The organism is Candidatus Symbiopectobacterium sp. NZEC151, from assembly GCF_025962655.1.
Taxonomy (GTDB): Bacteria; Pseudomonadota; Gammaproteobacteria; order Enterobacterales; family Enterobacteriaceae; genus Symbiopectobacterium.
Window position 1 is genome coordinate 452522 of sequence record NZ_JAGFPE010000001.1, and the last position, 19282, is coordinate 471803.

Here is a 19282-nt window from a genome sequence, read left to right on the forward strand (position 1 = left end):
CTGAGTGATGACTTCTATCTCGATTGATGAACGAGTCATGCGACAGAGGGCCCGGTGCACGTGGTCGATGTCGGCAAGGGTGCTTAAATGGACGTTTAGAAGTCTAAATGAGGCATGAAAGCCTACTTTGTAATCAAATGATAATCATTATCGTTGCGGGTCCTCCCACAGGGGTCCTCACCACGGGGCGGGGGACTCGCGGGAAACGGCTAGTTTTTCGTGTTTGATCAACTTCATCATCATCCGTATAGGTTACTGATTTTTATAATGGTGGAGTTAGCCCACATGTCGAATCGTTTATTTTTTGTTCACCATCATCATGGATAAAGAGATCGAGTCAATCCGGTTCAATATTAACCAGCTTGCGGGCATCACCGGTCTGCACCGGCAGACGATTTCCAGCCGGTTAAAGAACGTCGAGCCCGCTCCCGGTAGTAACGCCCGCCTCAAGCTTTATGCCTTGCCCGCGCTTCTTTGCGAGTTGATGAAAACCGGCGAAACCTTCGAAGTTGATCAGATGACACCGCCTGATCGTAAAGCGTGGTTTCAGTCAGAGCGCGAGCGGCTCAAGTTTCAGCAGGAAGTGGGGGAGTTGATCCCCGCTGACGATGTGGTGCGCGAGTTCTCTTCAATGGCAAAAGCCGTTATTCAGATATTGGAAACGCTGCCGGACATTCTGGAGCGAGACTGCGCCTTGCAACCCGCAGCGGTAATGCGTGTTCAGAGCATCATTGATGATCTGCGCGACAACATTGCGCAGAAAATCATAGAGGCCGACACACCAGACAATACAGAGGAGGATGCCACCGAGGAGGATTGATGGTCGCTCAGGCAACCGCATCAGCGGTACGGAAGAATGTTGCCGACATGGTGAGAGCGCCCCGGCGCATGCCTGTGTCTGAGGCCGTCTCCAAATACATGCGGGTGCCAATGGGGGCGGGTAACTCTGTTCCGTGGGACCCTTCGGTCGCACCCTATCTTATTGAACCCATGAACTGCCTGACATCACGCGAATACGATGCCGTGGTGTTTGTTGGCCCAGCTCGAACCGGTAAAACCATTGCACTCATAGACGGATGGTCCGCCTACAACCTGATGTGCGATCCGTCAGACATGCTCATTGTGCAGATGACGGAAGAGAAAGCGCGTGAGCACTCGAAAAAGCGTCTGGCGCGCATGTACAAACTTAGCCCGGAACTGGCGAAACGTCTTAGCCCCCGGCGTAACGACAATAACGTTTACGACCGCATATTCCTGGCGGGGAACTACCTGAAAATCGGCTGGCCGTCAGTCAATATCATGTCGTCGTCCGATTTCAAATGTGTAGCGCTGACCGATTACGATCGCTACCCCGAAGATATCGACGGCGAAGGGGATGCGTTTACGTTGGCGTCGAAACGTACCCAGACGTTTATGTCATCCGGCATGACGCTGGTGGAGAGTTCGCCAGGTCGGGATATCCGCGACAAAAAGTACCGTCGCAAATCAACGCATGAAGCGCCCCCGGCAACAGGGATCATGTCTCTGTACAACCGTGGAGATCGCCGTCGCTTGTACTGGCCGTGCCCACACTGTGGTGAGCATTTTCAGCCTATAAAGGATGTGGTTACCGGCTATCAGGACATTCCCGATCCGGTCAAAGCCAGTGAGGCCGCATTTATTGAATGTCCACACTGCGCCGGAAAAATCACCGCTGACAAAAAGCGTGAACTTAATTTACGTGGTGTCTGGTTGCGTGAAGGTGAGCAGATAGATCGGAGCGGAAATATCACGGGAGAGGGGCGACGCTCACGCATTGCCTCTTTCTGGATGGAAGGTCCGGCCGCTGCCTATCAAACATTATCCCAGCTCGTTTATAAACTGCTGACCGCCCAGCAGGAATACGAGGTAACGCAGAGTGAAGAAACCCTAAAGACAGTTATCAATACCGACTGGGGAATTCCCTACATGCCGCAGTCAGGGCAGGAGCAGCGCAAATCTGAAACATTGAAAGATCGTGCCGAGAAGGTAATCAAGCGCACGGTGCCTGATGGCGTTCGTTTTATGGTCGCCACGGTGGATGTTCAGGGCGGGAAAAAGCGCCGTTTTGTGGTACAGGTCATAGGCTATGGCGCGCATGGCGAACGCTGGGTTGTCGATCGCTACAACATTCGCCAATCGCTTCGCCCTGGTAATGACGGCGAGAGTTTACCTATCGACCCTGCTGGCTATCTCGAAGACTGGGATTTGTTACGCACTGACGTTCTGGATAAAGCCTATCCCCTGGCAGATAACCCGGACAGCAGCATGCCGATACTGGCAATGGCGGTGGACTCAGGCGGGGAAGACGGCGTAACCGGCAATGCCTATGAATTCTGGCGGCAATGTCGCCGGGATGGCCTGCATAAACGTGTCTACCTGTTTAAAGGTGACAGCACCAAACGCAGCAAACTTATCAGCAAAACATTCCCGAACAACATTGACCGACAAGACCGACGCGCGGAAGCGCGCGGGGATGTGCCGTTGTACCTGCTCCAGACTGACCCACTAAAGGACCGGATCGACAACGCCTTGCAGCGTGAGACGCCGGGGGCCAATTACATTCATTTTCCTGACTGGCTCGGTGAGTGGTTCTACGACGAATTGACCTATGAGGAGCGTGGTCCTGACGGCAAGTGGCGTAAGCCGGGGCGCGGGCCAAACGAGGCATTTGACCTGATGGTCTATGCCCATGCGCTGGTTATCCTGCGCGGGTATGACAAAATCAACTGGGATAATCCACCGCAGTGGGTAACGCCTTCAGATGATGACTCCCCACAACAGCACAGACCCGCACCACGCCCGACACAGCCAGACACAACGACATCAGCCCGCGAGATAGTAGCCTCGGCCTGGGCTCCCATTAATTCATCAGGAGGCTGGGTGTGAACCAGGCAGAAATTCAAAACATGATCCAGCTCTACATGGATGCTGAAAAGGCAGTGCTGGAAGGAAAAAGCATCACGTTTAACGGCCAGCAGATGACCATGGAAAACCTGAACTTAATCATTGCAGGTCGGGAGAAATGGGAGCGCCGGTTAGCGGCGTTTCAACGGGCTCAGACCGGTAGCCCTATGTATAAAGTGGTGAGGTTTCAATGAAACTGCTGGATAACCTTATTGGGGCCATCTCTCCGGCGTGGAAAGCCTCTCGTCTGCGCAGTCGCTACATGATCAGCGCCTATGAGGCGACGATGCCAACACGCACGCACAGGGGAAAGCGTGAGAATCGCAATGCTAATCAACTGACGCAATTCGGCGGACGCTCCCTGCGCGAGCAGGCGCGCTGGCTGGATAACAATCATGACATCGTGATCGGCATTCTCGACAAGCTGGAGGAGCGGATTGTCGGGGCAAAGGGATTTATCGTTGAGCCGCAGCCTCTGCTCAAAGACGGGACCATTGCCGAAGATCTGGCCTCGCAAATCCGTGCACTGTGGGGTGAGTGGTCAGTGTCCCCGGATGTGACGGGGCAGTACACGCGCCCGGTGTTGGAACGGTTGATGGTGCGTACCTGGTTGCGCGACGGTGAAGTGTTTGCACAACTGGTGCAGGGCGCAGCAAACGGATTGCAGCCTGTTGCGGGCGTGCCGCTCTGGCTTGAAGCGTTGGAGCCGGACTTTGTTCCGCTGGATCGTACCGACCCGTCTAAAAAGTTGCTGCAAGGGGTATACCTCAATGACTGGGGCAGACCAACGAAATATATGGTGTACAAGCAACTGCCAACCATCGGGATGCTACAGGGCGATATTAAAGACGTTTCTGCTGATTTCATGCTGCACCTGAAATTTACCCGTCGCTTACACCAGGTACGGGGCAATTCGTTATTTTCCGGCATTCTGATTCGATTGAGTGGACTCAAGGATTATGAAGACGCGGAACTGACTGCCGCCCGCATTGCTGCATCGCTAGGCATGTACATCAAAAAAGGGGATGGGCAGTCATACCCTGAGGCTGACAGCAAAACGCGCGGTCCCGAGGAACTGAATATCGTTCCGGGCATGCTGTTTGATGGCCTTCAACCCGGAGAAGATGTCGGGATGATCAAGTCAGACCGCCCTAACGCCAATCTGGAATCTTTCCGAAATGGTCAGTTACGCGCGGTGGCCGCAGGTTCACGGGGCAGTTTCTCCAGCATTGCCCGTAACTATAACGGCACCTACAGCGCCCAGCGTCAGGAGTTGGTTGAATCCACTGAGGGATACCTGATTTTGCAGGACACGGTGATCGCTGCACTTACCCGCCCGATGTACCGCACTTTCCTGAAAATGGCGATTGCGGCTGGCCGGATAAAAGTCCCCCGCAATGTTAATCAAGAAACCCTGTTTAACGCGGTCTATTCCGGGCCGGTGATGCCATGGATTGATCCGGTGAAAGAGGCGACATCCTGGAAAATCCTTATCCGTGGTGGTGCCGCGACTGAAAGTGAGTGGGTGCGGGCGCGTGGCTCTAACCCTGATGATGTCAAACGCCGTCGTAAGGCGGAAGTTGATGAAAACAGCAAGCAAGGTCTGGTGTTTGATACTGACCCGGCAAATGACAAAGGAGGCAGAAATGCCACGGCCAAAAACACGGCAAAAGGTACGCAACAGCGCACAACGAACGCCGATTAATCAGGGTAATTCCTGGTTTCGTATGCAGGCGCAGAGTGACGGGGCGGCTGACATCTACATCTACGATGAAATCGGTTACTGGGGGGTAACAGCCAAGCAGTTTATTGCTGAACTGGAAGCCCTGGGTGAACTCTCCCTCATCAACCTCCATATCAACTCACCGGGTGGCGACGTGTTTGATGGTATCGCCATCTTTAACGCGCTCAAACATTGTGGCGCATCCATTACGGTGCATGTCGATGGCATTGCCGCCTCGATGGCGTCTTACATTGCGATGGTTGGCAATCCGGTCATCATGCCTGAAAACACCATGATGATGATCCACAAGCCGTGGGGCGTCGCCGGGGGTAATGCCGATGAGATGCGTGATTATGCCGACCTGCTGGATAAGGTGGAAAACAACCTCATTCCGGCCTATGCGGAAAAAACGGGAAAAACGCCGGAAGAGATTGCGGCGCTGCTGGCGGATGAGACCTGGTTGTCCGGCAGCGAATGTGTCGAACTCGGCTTTGCCGATCAGGTAGTCGCGCCCTTGCAGGCTATGGCCTGTATCAATTCAAAATGCATTGAGGACTTCGAAAAAATGCCACAGAACATTCGTAACATGATTAAACCGCCGCGAGCGACGGCTACCCAAAAACCTCAGACTCCAACGCAGCCCACAGCAACGATTGAGTCTGATCAAACTGCTATCCGCGCACAGGTGATGGCTGAGCAAAAAGCGCGTGTGAATGGTATCCGCGATTTGTTCGCCATGTTTGGCGGCAAGCATGCCGATCTGGAGTCGGAATGCATCGGTGATGTTGAATGCTCGGTGGATGCCGCCAAAGATAAGTTGCTGGCGAAACTGGGCGCGAACGCGACACCCAGCAACGCAGCAAACGCGCCGCATATCTACGCGGGCAACGGTAATTTTGTTGGTGATGGTATCCGCCAGGCACTGATGGCGCGTGCCGGGTATGACCAGCGCGATAACAGCAACGTCTACAACGGGATGACGCTGCGTGAATATGCTCGTATGTCGCTGACTGAACGTGGTATCGGTGTGGCCTCCTATAACCCGATGCAGATGGTCGGCCTGGCATTCACGCATACCAGTTCTGACTTTGGCAACATCCTGCTGGATGTATCGGCCAAGGCCTTGTTGCAGGGCTGGGGAGAAGCCGAGGAAACGTTTACCCAGTGGACCAAACGCGGTCAACTGGCCGACTTTAAAACGGCACATCGTGTCGGTCTGGGGGGCTTCCCCTCTTTGCGTCAGGTGCGTGAGGGGGCCGAGTACAAGTATGTGACAACCAGCGATCGCGGCGAACCTATTGCGCTGGCCACCTACGGGGAAATCTTCTCCATTAGCCGTCAGGCCATCATCAATGACGACCTAAACCAACTGACGGACGTCCCGATGAAACTGGGTCGTGCTGCTAAGGCGACGGTTGGCGATCTGGTTTACGCCATTCTGACCAGCAATCCCAAGTTGTCTGATGACAAGGCGCTGTTCCATGCCGATCACAACAACTTGTCTACGGGCGGCATCAGCGTATCTAGTCTGGATGCTGCGCGCCAGTTGATGCGCAAACAAAAAGCGCCGGGAACTGGGGAGAAAGGTGAAAAAGGCCGCACCCTAAATATTCGCCCAGCCTTTATGTTGGTGCCGGTGGCTCAGGAAACGCTGGCGAGCCAGACCATCAAGTCTGCCAGCGTCAAAGGGGCTGACGTCAACAGCGGGATCATCAACCCAATCCAGAACTTCGCAGAAATTATCGCCGAAGCGCGCCTGGATGATGCCAGTGCCAAGGCCTGGTATCTGACCTCGGCGCAGGGTACGGACACTATCGAGGTTGCTTATCTGGATGGCGTTGATACCCCTTACATCGAGCAGCAGGAAGGGTTTACGGTGGACGGTGTTGCTACCAAGGTGCGCATCGATGCCGGTGTATCTCCGCTGGATTATCGCGGTCTGGTCAAATCCTCCGGCGAATAATCCGAAGCGCAAAACAGTCTGCCCGAAAGGGCTTTTTTTATACCTGAAATCCGGCCTTGCTGGGCCGGAATGGAGATAAGCATGGCTACAAACTATGTGCAGGACGGGAAAACCATTCCCATCACGGCGGGCGCGTCTGTCATTGCCAGCGGTGAGCTGGTTGCTGTCGGCGATATCGTTGCCGTTGCGCTGGTGGACATTGCCGAGGGCGCGACGGGTGATGGTCGTGCGGAAGGGGTGTTTTCCTGCCCGAAACTGTCTGCTGATGTTATTGCTCGTGGCAAGAAGGTTTACCTGAATGCTGATGGTGTATTGCAGTTAGCTTCGGCCAGTGCCACCTACGCGGGGATCGCCTGGGCAGGTGCGGCGGCGGGGGCCACCGTTGTTGATGTGAAGATCAATGGCTAATCCCTTTGAACGTGTGGCAGCACGCATGGATGCAGCCACTGTGCGCAAGATGGGCAAGACGGTGGTGATCAACGGCACCGAACATATCGCCGTTGAGAGTCACCTTCTGCCCGAGATGGGGCCGGTATCCGGGGATGGTATCTCGCTGGTGTTTTTCACTGACTACCAACCGAACCGAAGTGATGCTGTGGTCTTTGATGGCAAAGACTACATGGTTACCCGCTGGCAACGGTTTAACGGCAAGCCACAGGTATTTATTGAGTAGGAGGAGGCATGTCTCTGTCCGGGCTTGAACAGGCGATCAGCAATCTAAACAGCATCAGTAAAACCGCTGTGCCCAAAGCGACAGCGCAGGCGGTAAACCGGGTGGCAGGGCGGGCCATCAGTCGCAGTTCACGCAAAGTTGCACAACAGACTAAGGTCCCCACCAAACTGGTGAGAGGGCGTTCACGGTTGAAAAAAGCAACCAGCAATCGCCCGATCGCCACCATCAAGGTCAATCGCGGGAACCTGCCCGCCATCAAGTTAGGTGCAGCCCGCGTTCAGTTGCGGCGAAAGAAAGGGGCCTTGCTGGCAGCGGGAAGTGTACTGCGGGTGGGTAAGTTCTCGTTTCCGGGGGCGTTCATTCAGCAACTGAAAAACGGGCGCTGGCACGTTCTGAGGCGTACGTCGAAATTACGCTATCCGGTCGAAGTGGTGAAAATTCCACTGGAAAAGCCGTTAACGGCGGCATTCCGTGAAGAGACGACTTCGCTGGTGAAAACGGACATACCGAAAGAACTCCGCGCAGCATTGAACAACCAGTTAAGGCTAATTCTTAAGCGATGAACAAACATACAGCAATACGCAATGCGGTGCTGTCTGCGTTGCAATCCAACATTACCGATGTTGATGTCGCGTTCTCTGACGGGCGTCCGGCGTTTATCGATGCCCAGTCACTCCCATGTATCGCTGTATACATAACCGATGCAGAAAGCGTTGATGATGGGTATCTGGATGAGGAAACCTGGCAGGCAATTTTGCATGTCGAGGTGTTTCTTAAGTCGTCTGAACCCGATACGGCCCTGGATGAGTGGATAGAACAACGCATCAAGCCAGTAACCAACAACATTCCCGCTTTGCAGGCGCTTGTGGAAAGCATCAGCACTCAGGGATATGACTACCAGCGCGACGATGAGGCTATCACCTGGGGTTCCGCTGATCTTAAGCATTTAATTATCTATCAAATGTGAGGACTCTATGTCTACAACGCAACCGATTAAAGGGGCTGGCACATCATTATGGATTTATGGTGGCACGGGAAACCCTTACACCAATCCACAAAGTGATACGGGGTGGACCCGGCTGGCAAAAATCAAAGATTTGGTTCCCGGCGAAATGACCGCTGAATCATTCGATGATACTTATCTGGATGATGAGAATGCTGATTGGGCCAGCACTGCACAGGGGCAGAAAACAGCCGGAGATGCCACCTTTACTCTCGCGTGGAAACCCGGTGAAAGCGGCCAGCAAGATCTTATTGACTGGTTCAATGAGGGCGATGTTCGTGCTTATAAAATCAAGTATCCCAACGGTGCAGTGGATGTTTTCAAGGGCTGGGTGTCGTCTCTAGGCAAAAATATTCCGTTAAAAGAAACGATCACTCGCACGGTAAAAATCACTAATAGCGGTAAACCGTCTCTTGCAGAAGAGGCTGGTGATGCTGCGGTGCCGGTTACCGGGATCACGGTATTACCCACTTCACTTGAGCTTGCTGTCGGTCAATCTGCTGATATTGCTGTAACCATTGTTCCCGCTAACGCATCAGACTCAACGTTTAACGTTGGTGCCGCCGATACCAGCAAAGCAACTGCTTCCGTGTCCGGCTCCGTGGTTACCGTTACTGGGGTGGCAGAGGGCAATACCAATATTGTGATTATGACCAACGACGGTAAAAAGACGGCCATTGTGCCTGTTGTTATTACTGCCGACTGATAACTTGCACTGCCCCACACTGTGGGGCCTTACGGGGTGAATAATGTTTTTGAAAAAAGAAAATACTGACATTGGCGGTAATCAGGTTGATTTAAACGAGCTTTCAGGATTGCAGCGCATTGAATATCTGGAATATTTAACAGAAATTCAAAAAATGAGTAAATCCTTTGAGGAGTTACCCAATGAGGAAAAAGGAGCGAAATACTTGCGCCTTAATCTTGATGTAAATGCCTGGCTTATTTCTCGCTCACTTTGGCATAACGATAACACCAAACAAGTGGATCAATTGAAAGACCAGGTGTTGTCGTCATGGTCGCCCAATAATATTTATATTGCTGCGGCTAAAGTCATGTCATTAAGTGGACTGAATGAATCCCAAGATGAAGAGTCGCCTCCCGCAATCACAGAATCCACTGAGGGAGCAACTGCGGAAGAGGCGGTGCCAGCGGAAAAGTATTAAACGCCGAACGTCAGTTTTCCATGCGGTTGGCCCGCGAGTTCCGGCGTCCTGACTGGCGTGGAATGTTAGCGGAAATATCGGCTACCGAGTTTATGGAATGGATTGAATTTTTCGGCGAAAAACCGTTTATGGACTCGCTGATTGATGCTGAGTTTTCAAACCTTACCGCAAATATTGTGACGTTAATTTCAGGAAAAACAGATCTGAATATGGATGATTTCAGCCTGCTTTCAGATCGGCGAGAGATAGTTGAGCGCACTGATGATGAACTGATGTTGCTTAGCGCGGGATTGATAGGGGGGACGCGTTATGGCCCAACCAGTGGGTGATTTGGTTGTAAATCTGGATGCCGATACAGCGTCCTTTAATGAGCAGGTTGAACGCGCTAAAACTCAGCTTGGTACATTTGGTAATTCTGCGAACAATGCGGCGAAAGTTACTGCTGATATGGCAGCAAAACAAGAAATCGCACTCCAGTCCTTGTTGGAGAAAATCGATCCCAACATCAAGGCCATGAATCGCCTGGATGAACAGTACACCCAGCTTATCTCGCATTTTGTTGATCGCCGGATTGATGGTGAACAATTCGTTAAGTTCAGTAACACCATCAACAAGACCAGAGAGGAATTATTAAAATCTGCTGCCGTTGCGGCCAATGACATGCCTGCCGCATTGTCGAAGCAAGCTATTGCGGCTCAGAAAGCGGGTATTTCTGTCGGCCAGTATCGTGCCGCGATGCAAATGCTACCGGCGCAGATGACGGATATTGTCACTCAGCTGGCGGGCGGGCAAAACCCCTTCCTGATCCTTATTCAGCAAGGTGGACAGATTAAAGACTCGTTTGGCGGACTGCGTGGGACATTCTATGCTTTATCCAGCATGATTAATCCCGCCTATCTTGGTGTGGCTGCTTTTGCTGGGGCGGTAGGGTATCTCGGCTATGAGGTTTACCAGTCGCATCAGCAGACTGAATCCTTGAATCAGTCGATGGCTAAAACCGGTAATATCAGCGGCCAAACCGCTACCGGGCTTAAAAGCCTTACCGACCAAATCGCCAAAAATATCGATGTTAGCAAGTCTGCCGCCGCCGCCGCTGTTGCCCAGTCCACCGGCTTGGGTCTATCCGTTGAGCAAATAAAACTTGTTAGTGAAACTGCTCTGTCTATGTCAAAGACGACCGGGCAGAGTGTTGAAGATCTGGTTAAGCAACTGGGGAAAATTTCTCAAGATCCGCTCAAATCATTTATCGATATCAATCAGCAATACAATTTCGCTAATCTGGCTCTTTATGAGCAAGTGAAGCGAATGATTGAACTGGGGGATAAAACCGGTGCTACAAAACTCATTCTTGATTCATTAAAGAATAGCCAGCAACAATTCGGTGATGAAACCAAAGGAACAATGGAGGAAATATCAGGATTCTGGGATAACCTGATAGAAAAACTGAAAACGACTCAATTCTGGTATGACAAGGTTGCTCAGAATGCGACTACAGCCAGACTTCCAGAAGTTAAGATGAGCGCTGGCCCTGTCTTTGACAGAATAAACGAGCAAATGGGGAATAGTACGGTAGATCCAAACCCTTCGCGCACTATGGCGGAAAATTGGAAAAACATTGAATCTAATGCTGCTGGCTTGCTGGGATTTGTCAATGACGTTAATGCTAAAACTCGCCAGTTTAATAAAGACCAGGTAGACGCAAACCAAAAGGCCGATGAATTTTTGAAATCGGCCCGAACGCATGCTGAAATGCGTAACGATCTTGAGAAGGATTACAAGCGTCAGCTAGACGCTGGTTATATCACCCAAGAAAAATACAATAAATTAATTTCGGCAGTTAATGAAAAATACAAAGATCCTAAACAGCGTGAAGAGAAAACGCCTACTGGGGATCGAGCGGAAGAGAACGCTCAGGCTGAACTGCTTGCGTTACAAACCCAACTGCGTGTATTGCAGCAGCATACTGGCATCAATGACACCATAAGCCAGCAACGAAAGGAACTCTGGCAAACCGAATCTAAGTTTTCCGTTCTTGAAGAGGCTGCGCAGAGCCGCAAACTGACAAAGCAGGAACAATCCTTATTAACGAACAAGGACCAAATCATTGCATTGGCTGAGCAGAAAGCCATTCTTGGTGACCAGATCGCGGCACAGGAACGTTTAAACAAGCTACAGGATGCTGCTGCCAAATATGCTACCCAGATGGCGGAAAAAACCAGTGCAATGAAAGTTGGGGCCGGTCTTAGCGATAGACAAGCTCAGCGGCAAATGGAAGAGGCTCAACTTCGTCAGGGCTGGTTAAACAAGGGCGGTAATTTAAACGATCAGGGATTTAAAACTGAGCTGAAAGCGCAACGTAATTATTATGCTGAGCAGGATGCCATGCGCGAAGATTGGATATCCGGTGCAAAAAAGTCACTGGCAAATTATGCGGAAGAGGCAACTAACTATAGCCGTATGGCGTCTGATGCAACCACATCAATTATTGATGGATCAGTTGATGCTATTTCAAGCGGAGTGATGGATATACTTGATGGAACTAAATCTCTCAGTGATGGCTTTAAAAGCATATTTGCGGGGATTGGTGAAGCTATTATTCAAACGCTGGTAAGAATGGCCGCACAATGGTTGGTGTATCAGGCGGTCCAGTTGGCCGTTGGTAAAGCAGGGCAGGTTGCAGCTAGCAGCGGTTTAACCGCTAACGCGCAAGCTATGGCATTGCAGGCGCAGTTAGCTGCATACGCTTCAACTGCCGCTATCCCTATTGTTGGCCCCGGTCTAGCTCCAGTTGCGATGGCTACTGCTGCGGGTGTAACAGAGCCCTTGGTGGCTGCGATTGCAGCCGTATCCTTGGCGGGCATGGCTCACTCTGGGATCGATAGTGTTCCGGCTACAGGGACATGGTTGTTGGAGAAAGGAGAGCGTGTTGTTACCTCTCAAACATCGGCAAAGCTTGATCAGACGCTGGAGCAGGTTAAACAAACCAGTGAAGATGCTAGGACATCCATTATTGCTGGTGGAGTGACTCAGAATATTAATGTGAATGGTAACCCTGATGATAGAACTATGGCTCTATTAGAGAATGCTGTAGCGCGGGGTGCAGAGCGAGGCTATCAAAAAGTGGCAAATCACTTGGCATCAGGGCAAGGGCAGGTATCCAAAGCGCTTGGCAATGGTTGGGCGACAGGAAGGAGGAAGCGGTGATCGAGGATATAGATCCGTAATTCAACAGGTGGTAACTTACTATCTCTTGCTACAACTGGGGTGTTAATGTGAAAAAACTGCTTTCTGCTGCGTTAATCGTTGTTTCATCGTTAATTATTACCGCCTGTGCACCCACGATTCAGACTATTGATTACAACCAAAAATCAATGCTGCTCTCGCTAGGGATGAGTAAAAATGATGTAATGCAAATTGTAGGTACTCCAAGACGAACCGATGTTAATCAAGATCGGGAGCGCTGGATTTATTGGAATAAAGCGCTCTATGGTTACACGATAATTGATAACGAGAATTTGGCAACCGATAGGCTTGTTGTTACATTCATTGGCGGGAAAGTTACGAAGTGGGGTAAGCAAAGTTTAGCTGATGACATCACTGAAAATACGCAGAAAATATATCAGCAAGCTCGTGAAAACCCTCAAACTGTAATTATTAAAAACCAATAATGCTTCAAAAGAATGAAAACCTCGCTTCGGCGAGGTTTTTTGTTGCCTGGAGAAAATATGGCTGATATTTATTACCCGCATAACTATTTACCCATACCGCTCCAAAATGGTTTTGGTATGAAGCCAGTCAGTCCGTTACTACGCACCGAAATGACCAGCGGGAGGGCCAGGCAGCGGCGGCAGTATACATCGACGCCTACACAGGCCGGTGTCACCTGGTCATTCAAGAAGGATGCCCAGGCACAACTGTTTGAAGCGTGGTATCGCGATACGATAAATGATGGTTCCGCATGGTTTTACATGAACCTCAAAACACCAAAAGGCGTTGAATCCTATAAATGCCGCTTCGTTGACATATATGAGGGGCCAATATTGTTAAGTGGTAAGTATTGGCAATATTCTGCCACTCTGGAACTTTGGGAGCGTCCGATACTAGCACCTGGCTGGGCTGAGTTTCCTGATCTTGTGGTTAACAGCAATATTATCGATCTGGCATTGAACCGGGAGTGGCCGCAATGACGGTATTAGAGCGCCTTTATGCTTCAAGCGGCATCGAGGTGATTATTGATACTCTTCAAATCAATGTTGGCAACGATGTTTACTACTTAACAAAAGGGTGGGAAGACGTTGTTGCGACATTAGAAGATGGGAGCACGATAGTCACTTTTATTGCAAGTGCAATTGATGTGGCGCTACCCGCACGTAATGCAGATGGAACACAGGACTTAAAGTTTGCCATCAGCAATATTGATGGGGCTGTATCATCATCAATTCAAAAGAGTATCGATAATCTTGAAGGGGCATCTGTAGTGTACCGTAAGTATATCTCTACGGATTTAAGCGCCCCGGCTGAACCTCCATATGCCATGGAAATAAAAGGAGGCTACTGGAAATCGACCGAGGCCCAAATTACAGCGGGTTATATGAACGTACTCGATCGTCTGTGGCCCCGCTTTCGCTACACACTGCCATTATTCCCCGGATTACGCCACACGTCGTAAGGATCACCAATGCTCAATATCGATAAATACCGTTCTGTCATCTGGCAGAAGGGGGGGCGCACTTACCCGCTACTTGACTGTTTTGGCATCGTGAATGAGGTGCGGCGTGATTTAGGTTTACCCATGTGGCCTGAGTTTAATGGTGTAACCAAAGAGGATAACGGGCTTGATCGGGAAGCCAAAAACCTGATGCGGGAATTGTCTCGCTGTGAGCCGTGTATTGGCGCGGGCATCGCATGTTATAGCGCCAGCCTTGTCACACACGTAGCGATTGTGGTGGAGCTTGATGGTGTTCTCCATGCCATAGAGTGCAACCCAAAAAGTAACGTAACGATTACCCCATTGCGTCGTTTCGCCCGCCGTTTTGTCAAAGTGGAGTATTACCAGTGACGATCTGCATTTATCCCTCCCGTTTGCCTGGTGAGCCGCTGGAAACCCATGAGCACGGTGTGATGACGCTATGTGACTGGTTCAGGCGGCATGTGAAAGGGTGGCAATTTGAGATGACTCACCCGGTTACCGTTGAGGTTGATGGCGTGCCAATCCCGCCCGGCGATTGGGGTGAATGCACGATCTTGCCTGAAAGTGATGTACGCATGTATCCAGTACCGTTTGGCATTGAGATCGGTGTCGTAGGGTGGATCGCTATCGCCGTCGCCGCTGCTTCCGTTGCTTATGCGCTATTCATGATGCAAAACATCAATACCAGTGGCTATACAACCACAGGCAACGGTGATTCTCTTGAGCTTAATCCGGCCAAGGCTAATTCAGCAAAACTTGGCGATCCGATCCGTGAAATCCTCGGACGTTACAAAGTTTGGCCTGATTACGTTGTTCAGCCGGTTAGCCGCTTTGTTAATAAAAAGAAATACTTCACACACATGTTTCTGTGCGTAGGTGTTGGTGATATTGAAATCCTGCGCTCAGGCATCAAAATCGGTGCCACTCCCGTTTCTTCTTTTGGCGATGATGTTCAGTACACCATCTATCCACCTGGTGCAGACGTGTCTGCTGATACGCGTACCGAGAACTGGTACAACGCGCCGGAAGTTGGCGGCACCAACGCGGGCACATCAGGGTTGGATTTGGGCTCCAGCGGTCCCGAAACAACGTCTGTAAATGCTGACGCTATTACGGTTTCAGGTACATCGATATCGATCGTAGGTGGCACATCGTCGGACGATGACGAAACTGATGACTCTGTTATTCCCGACTCATGGACGGAAGGCACAATCATTTATGTTCGCGCGCCGAACGATTACACCGTAAGTACGGCAGGGGGCTACAACGTTATAACTGGCCCCCTTGAAGAACTGGCACCTTATGTCGGCATGCCCGTGATTCTGGATTACCTCGATAAAGATTTTTCGTTGGTTATTGCCAGTTATACCCCAGCTGTTGAAGCCGATCCGGAAGATGATTTAAGCGTGGCCGCGCCCGCAAAAATCACGCTGGCCTACGGCAGTGCGGGCGGAACACCCTTTAACGGTTTACCCGATGGCACCCAGCGCCTGACGCTCGGCACCTCTGATTTCCGGTACAAAATCACTGAAATCGACGGGCTGACCATTTCTGTGCTGCGCGTTATCGATGTGACAACCACAGGGGAAGATGAAGAGGGCAACCCGACCTCAACCACCACAACCGAAGTTGATCCGTCATGGCCCGGCTTTATCGAGCGCACGATGCTGGACGCTTCAGTCACCGGCATCAATGATGATTACAACTGGCTTGGCCCTTACATGGCCTGCCCGGACAGTGAAACCACCAAGCGGTTTGAAATCAATTTTGCTTTTACCAGCGGGCTCTGCTCTTACGACAACAAGGGGAACAAGGGCGGGGCAGCGGTCACGGTCGCTATTCAGTATCGCGTGGTCGGTGATGATGACTGGACAGAGAAAACCATTCGTTACTCTGACAGCTCAGAAGATGCGATCGGCTTTACCGAAGTGTTTGACGTGGACACCGCAGGGCAAATTGAGGTTCGCGTGAGACGCACAACGGCGACCGCAGGCGGATCAACGCGTGACCTGGTTTACTGGCAGGCGTTGCGCTCTCGCCTCAGTAAACGGCCAGCACGTTACGCCGATGTCACAACCATTGCGCTGACAGTTCGTACCGGCAATCGTATCGCCGCACAGTCTGACCGGCGTGTAAACGTTGTGGCAACCCGCCAGTATGATGGTTACCCCAACCGCAGCATCAGCGGTGCCCTGCATCACATTCTTGATAGCCTGGGGATTGCCACTGACACCGAGACGATTGCTGCACTGGAGGCCAACTACTGGACGCCACGCGGTGAAACCTTCGACTTTGAGGCGAATGAAAGCAACAAGTCGGCGCTCGATATCCTCCAGACGATCGCCAATGCGGGAATGGGCTATTTTCTGTTATCTGACGGGCTGGCATCAGCGGGCAGGGAAGGGATAAAACCCTGGACGGGGGCCATCACGCCGCAGGAAATGACCGAGCCGATGCAGACCGCGTTTACTGCGCCATCAGAGGATGATTACGACGGCGTAGACGTTACCTACATCAACGGCACTACGTGGGCGGAGGAAACCGTTCAGTGCCGTACGGAGGACAACCCTACACCCCGCAAAGTAGAGGATTACAAACTGGATGGGGTTCTGGATCAGGACCGCGCTTACCGTATCGGCATGCGGCGTTTGATGGCGTACCGGCACCAACGGTTAACCCACACAACGACAACCGAACTGGATGCACTGTGCTACGAGTACAAGGACCGCATCATCCTCACCGATGACATTCCGGGGAGTAACACCATCAGTTGCCTCGTCACCGAAATGCACTATGACGACGCGGTGATCACCATCAATGTCAGCGAACCCCTTGACTGGACCTTTGACAACCCGCGCGTGCTAATACGGCATCAGGATGGCTCAGCATCAGCACTCCTGACGCCAACGCGCATTGATGAATACACCCTGACGGTGCCAAACAGCGAAGCGTTAGCGCCGGAAGGCTGGATCATGGATAGCCCCGACATTGAGCTACCGCGCCTGGTGTTCTGCTCATCAGAGCGCGTTGGCTACGATGCGATTATGGACTCTATCGATCCGGGCTCAGACGGAACCTGTGGCGTGACCGCCAAGCAGTACACCTCATTGCTTTACCAGTATGACGATGCGACGTATCCGGGTGATACGGATAACACGTCAGACGATTAAACCCATTTAACCAACCCATTGAAACCCGCCAAACGGCGGGTTTTTTGTTTCTGAGGTACACCCATGACAACGTATAAAACCGGCAATCCCCTTGGCTCTGCGGCAGCAAAAGATATCTACGATAATGCTCAAAACTTGGATTTTCTCGTTAATGACAGGGAAAACGAGTCGCATCCCGACCGCTTTGGTGTTGATCGCAAGACTTGGTATGGCATGCAGCAGATGTTTGTCCGAGCCATGGCGAAAATGGGGTGGGTTCCTTTCGGCACATTCGAGGCAGGAGCAACGCTGACGGATGCAACGCAGTCGCTGAAATATGAGGCGGATGGCAATTACTATCGCTGGGATGGTGATTTCCCTAAAACCGTTCCTGCTTCATCTTCACCTGAGAGCACTGGTGGCGTAGTGCAAGGTGCTTGGGTTAACGTCACTGACATGACGTTGCGTAGTGCGTTGGCTGGTGCCGGTGGTGCAGCCATGCTGGGGGCATCATCAGGAAAAAACGTTCAGGAAGAAATTGACAGCACCCATCAAGATGTATCAAGCATAAATGCTCTCATTAAAAGCAATTTCATATCCCATGTCACGCCTTCAGTTGTTCCAGCATCCACCAATGATGTTAAAGCGGTAATGAAAATTACCGGGTCACCAGACTTCTATATTATTTCAAAGAAATCGAATGGGAAATCTGGCTATGTATCAATGCGAGTAACTAATACAGTTTCTGATGCTGATGCAGAAAACTATGGTGGTGCCAGTCCGTTCCGGCTCGGGAGTGTTGATAATATTGTCACGGCACTAACAGCCAAACTTGTTCCGAGCGCTAAATCTGCCGGGGTAGTGTTGTCCACTCTGACTACCGCACAGATCGCAACTGTATACGGATTCACGGCATCCGGCGGCGGTTCTATTAATGCATCTCTCGCAACGGGCGATTTTTCACTATCGAGTCCGCAAATATATTCGGTGCCAAATACTGATAGCGTCACGTACCAGGTAACACAGAAAAAGGCGAAAATTCGATTTGCAAGAACAAACGCTTCATCTCAAATTGTAAACATCTACACAAGCATAAACGGAACTGATTGGGTGTTGAGTAAGACGCTAACCACCCAATTACCTCCATCGGGCACTGTTCGTGGTTATAATGTGGAAATAGATGGTATTACTGTAAGTACCTGGTATTTGAAGGTCGAGAACGCACATGCCAATCCCGCATATGTGGCGGGATTAAATATAGAGCCCATCGATGGTGATTTCATTTATGACTATGACCAATTTATCGGCACATTGTCGGCAGCACTCCCATCTGGCGTCTCGTATTACCTCGGCGGGTTAGGTGCGAACGAATTCGCAGCAAAAGAGAAATCGACGGGTAAATTCTTCGGCACCTATCACGGCGGGCATGAGGGATTTTTACAGCGCTTTAGAACGGATAGCGCATCGTACAATTTAGATTCATCAACCGCACCTGTGTTATTGCTTACAAAGCACGCACTGTTGCATAGCGCATCAACGCTTCGTGTGTCATCGACACTTTATTCCTACGTTGCATCAACGCAATTCGGCGACGGCGTAGCAATTACCAACTATGCGATAAAACTAGGCTCCGGCACCCCGATTCTGTGCGAGCGGATCTACACGCATATGTGCACATCGGCCCGCACGTTCAACTGGATACATTTGCCGATTGCTATTAACAAGGAAGATGATGGTGATGTTTTGCTTGGGCAGACGGGGATGATTCAGCAATACCGGGCAGAGGATGCTGTAACGATAAATTGCTATTTCTCGCAACTTAACTTGTCTCAGAACGGCAACGGCGGCGCATATGTGAGTTTTCAGCCGAATTATAACAAACAGTATTATGGGCCTGCGCTTGGTTCAACTGTTGGCTATCCAATAGTTGAGGGGACTTTTACTACCGCCAAAGAGTTTTTCTAACATAGTTACCCCACCAAGGATGGTT

Annotated in this window: 19 protein-coding genes; all 19 read left to right on the plus strand. The window is 51.1% G+C overall.

Going from position 1 to position 19282, the window contains the following annotated elements; genetic code table 11:
* The first annotated feature begins 319 nt into the window (after window positions 1-319).
* The 19 genes from J5067_RS02135 (at window position 320) to J5067_RS02225 (ending at window position 19257) form a co-directional block, all read left to right on the plus strand.
* A complete protein-coding gene (locus J5067_RS02135; protein ID WP_264627875.1) occupies window positions 320-820 on the plus strand; it encodes a DUF1441 family protein in 501 nt (166 codons plus the stop codon).
* Window positions 820-2907, plus strand: coding sequence for a phage terminase large subunit family protein (locus J5067_RS02140; protein WP_264650325.1), 2088 nt, complete (start codon window positions 820-822; stop codon window positions 2905-2907). The genes J5067_RS02135 and J5067_RS02140 overlap by 1 nt, the downstream gene beginning before the upstream one ends.
* Window positions 2904-3119: a hypothetical protein gene (locus J5067_RS02145; RefSeq protein WP_264627881.1), complete on the plus strand. Its 216-nt coding sequence runs from the start codon at window positions 2904-2906 to the stop codon at window positions 3117-3119. Before J5067_RS02140 ends, J5067_RS02145 begins: the two co-directional genes overlap by 4 nt.
* Window positions 3116-4630 (plus strand): phage portal protein, encoded by a 1515-nt coding sequence (locus J5067_RS02150; RefSeq protein ID WP_264627882.1) that lies wholly within the window; start codon window positions 3116-3118, stop codon window positions 4628-4630. Before J5067_RS02145 ends, J5067_RS02150 begins: the two co-directional genes overlap by 4 nt.
* Window positions 4572-6611, plus strand: coding sequence for a ClpP-like prohead protease/major capsid protein fusion protein (locus tag J5067_RS02155; RefSeq protein WP_264650326.1), 2040 nt, complete (start codon window positions 4572-4574; stop codon window positions 6609-6611). The genes J5067_RS02150 and J5067_RS02155 overlap by 59 nt, the downstream gene beginning before the upstream one ends.
* Before the next feature lie 81 nt (window positions 6612-6692).
* Window positions 6693-7019: a DUF2190 family protein gene (locus J5067_RS02160; protein ID WP_264650327.1), complete on the plus strand. Its 327-nt coding sequence runs from the start codon at window positions 6693-6695 to the stop codon at window positions 7017-7019.
* Window positions 7012-7284 (plus strand): DNA breaking-rejoining protein, encoded by a 273-nt coding sequence (locus J5067_RS02165; RefSeq protein WP_264650328.1) that lies wholly within the window; start codon window positions 7012-7014, stop codon window positions 7282-7284. Before J5067_RS02160 ends, J5067_RS02165 begins: the two co-directional genes overlap by 8 nt.
* An 8-nt stretch (window positions 7285-7292) precedes the next feature.
* Window positions 7293-7847, plus strand: coding sequence for a phage tail protein (locus J5067_RS02170; RefSeq protein ID WP_264650329.1), 555 nt, complete (start codon window positions 7293-7295; stop codon window positions 7845-7847).
* A complete protein-coding gene (gene gpU, locus J5067_RS02175; protein WP_102117875.1) occupies window positions 7844-8251 on the plus strand; it encodes a phage tail terminator protein in 408 nt (135 codons plus the stop codon). The genes J5067_RS02170 and gpU overlap by 4 nt, the downstream gene beginning before the upstream one ends.
* 7 nt (window positions 8252-8258) lie before the next feature.
* Complete coding sequence (locus J5067_RS02180) at window positions 8259-8993, plus strand: phage tail protein (protein ID WP_264628350.1); 735 nt, start codon at window positions 8259-8261, stop codon at window positions 8991-8993.
* Between the two features lie 43 nt (window positions 8994-9036).
* Window positions 9037-9453, plus strand: a complete 417-nt coding sequence (gene gpG / locus J5067_RS02185; RefSeq protein ID WP_264628349.1) for a phage tail assembly chaperone G — start codon at window positions 9037-9039, stop codon at window positions 9451-9453.
* Between the two features lie 20 nt (window positions 9454-9473).
* Complete coding sequence (locus J5067_RS02190) at window positions 9474-9782, plus strand: phage tail assembly protein T (RefSeq protein WP_102117878.1); 309 nt, start codon at window positions 9474-9476, stop codon at window positions 9780-9782.
* Entirely contained in the window at window positions 9763-12657 is a 2895-nt protein-coding gene (locus tag J5067_RS02195; RefSeq protein WP_264650330.1) for a phage tail length tape measure family protein, read from the plus strand. Before J5067_RS02190 ends, J5067_RS02195 begins: the two co-directional genes overlap by 20 nt.
* Window positions 12658-12725: 68 nt before the next feature.
* On the plus strand, window positions 12726-13121 hold the full coding sequence (locus J5067_RS02200) for an outer membrane protein assembly factor BamE (RefSeq protein WP_264628112.1): 396 nt from the start codon (window positions 12726-12728) through the stop codon (window positions 13119-13121).
* Between the two features lie 57 nt (window positions 13122-13178).
* Window positions 13179-13640: a hypothetical protein gene (locus tag J5067_RS02205; protein ID WP_264628111.1), complete on the plus strand. Its 462-nt coding sequence runs from the start codon at window positions 13179-13181 to the stop codon at window positions 13638-13640.
* The gene (locus tag J5067_RS02210; RefSeq protein WP_264628110.1) at window positions 13637-14122 is read left to right on the plus strand and encodes a DUF1833 domain-containing protein; all 486 of its coding nucleotides are present in this window, start codon (window positions 13637-13639) and stop codon (window positions 14120-14122) included. Before J5067_RS02205 ends, J5067_RS02210 begins: the two co-directional genes overlap by 4 nt.
* A 9-nt stretch (window positions 14123-14131) precedes the next feature.
* Window positions 14132-14512, plus strand: a complete 381-nt coding sequence (locus J5067_RS02215; RefSeq protein WP_264650331.1) for a nitrite transporter — start codon at window positions 14132-14134, stop codon at window positions 14510-14512.
* On the plus strand, window positions 14509-17313 hold the full coding sequence (locus J5067_RS02220; RefSeq protein ID WP_264650332.1) for a host specificity factor TipJ family phage tail protein: 2805 nt from the start codon (window positions 14509-14511) through the stop codon (window positions 17311-17313). The genes J5067_RS02215 and J5067_RS02220 overlap by 4 nt, the downstream gene beginning before the upstream one ends.
* 63 nt (window positions 17314-17376) lie before the next feature.
* A complete protein-coding gene (locus tag J5067_RS02225; RefSeq protein ID WP_264650333.1) occupies window positions 17377-19257 on the plus strand; it encodes a head-binding protein in 1881 nt (626 codons plus the stop codon).
* The last annotated feature ends 25 nt before the right edge of the window (window positions 19258-19282 follow it).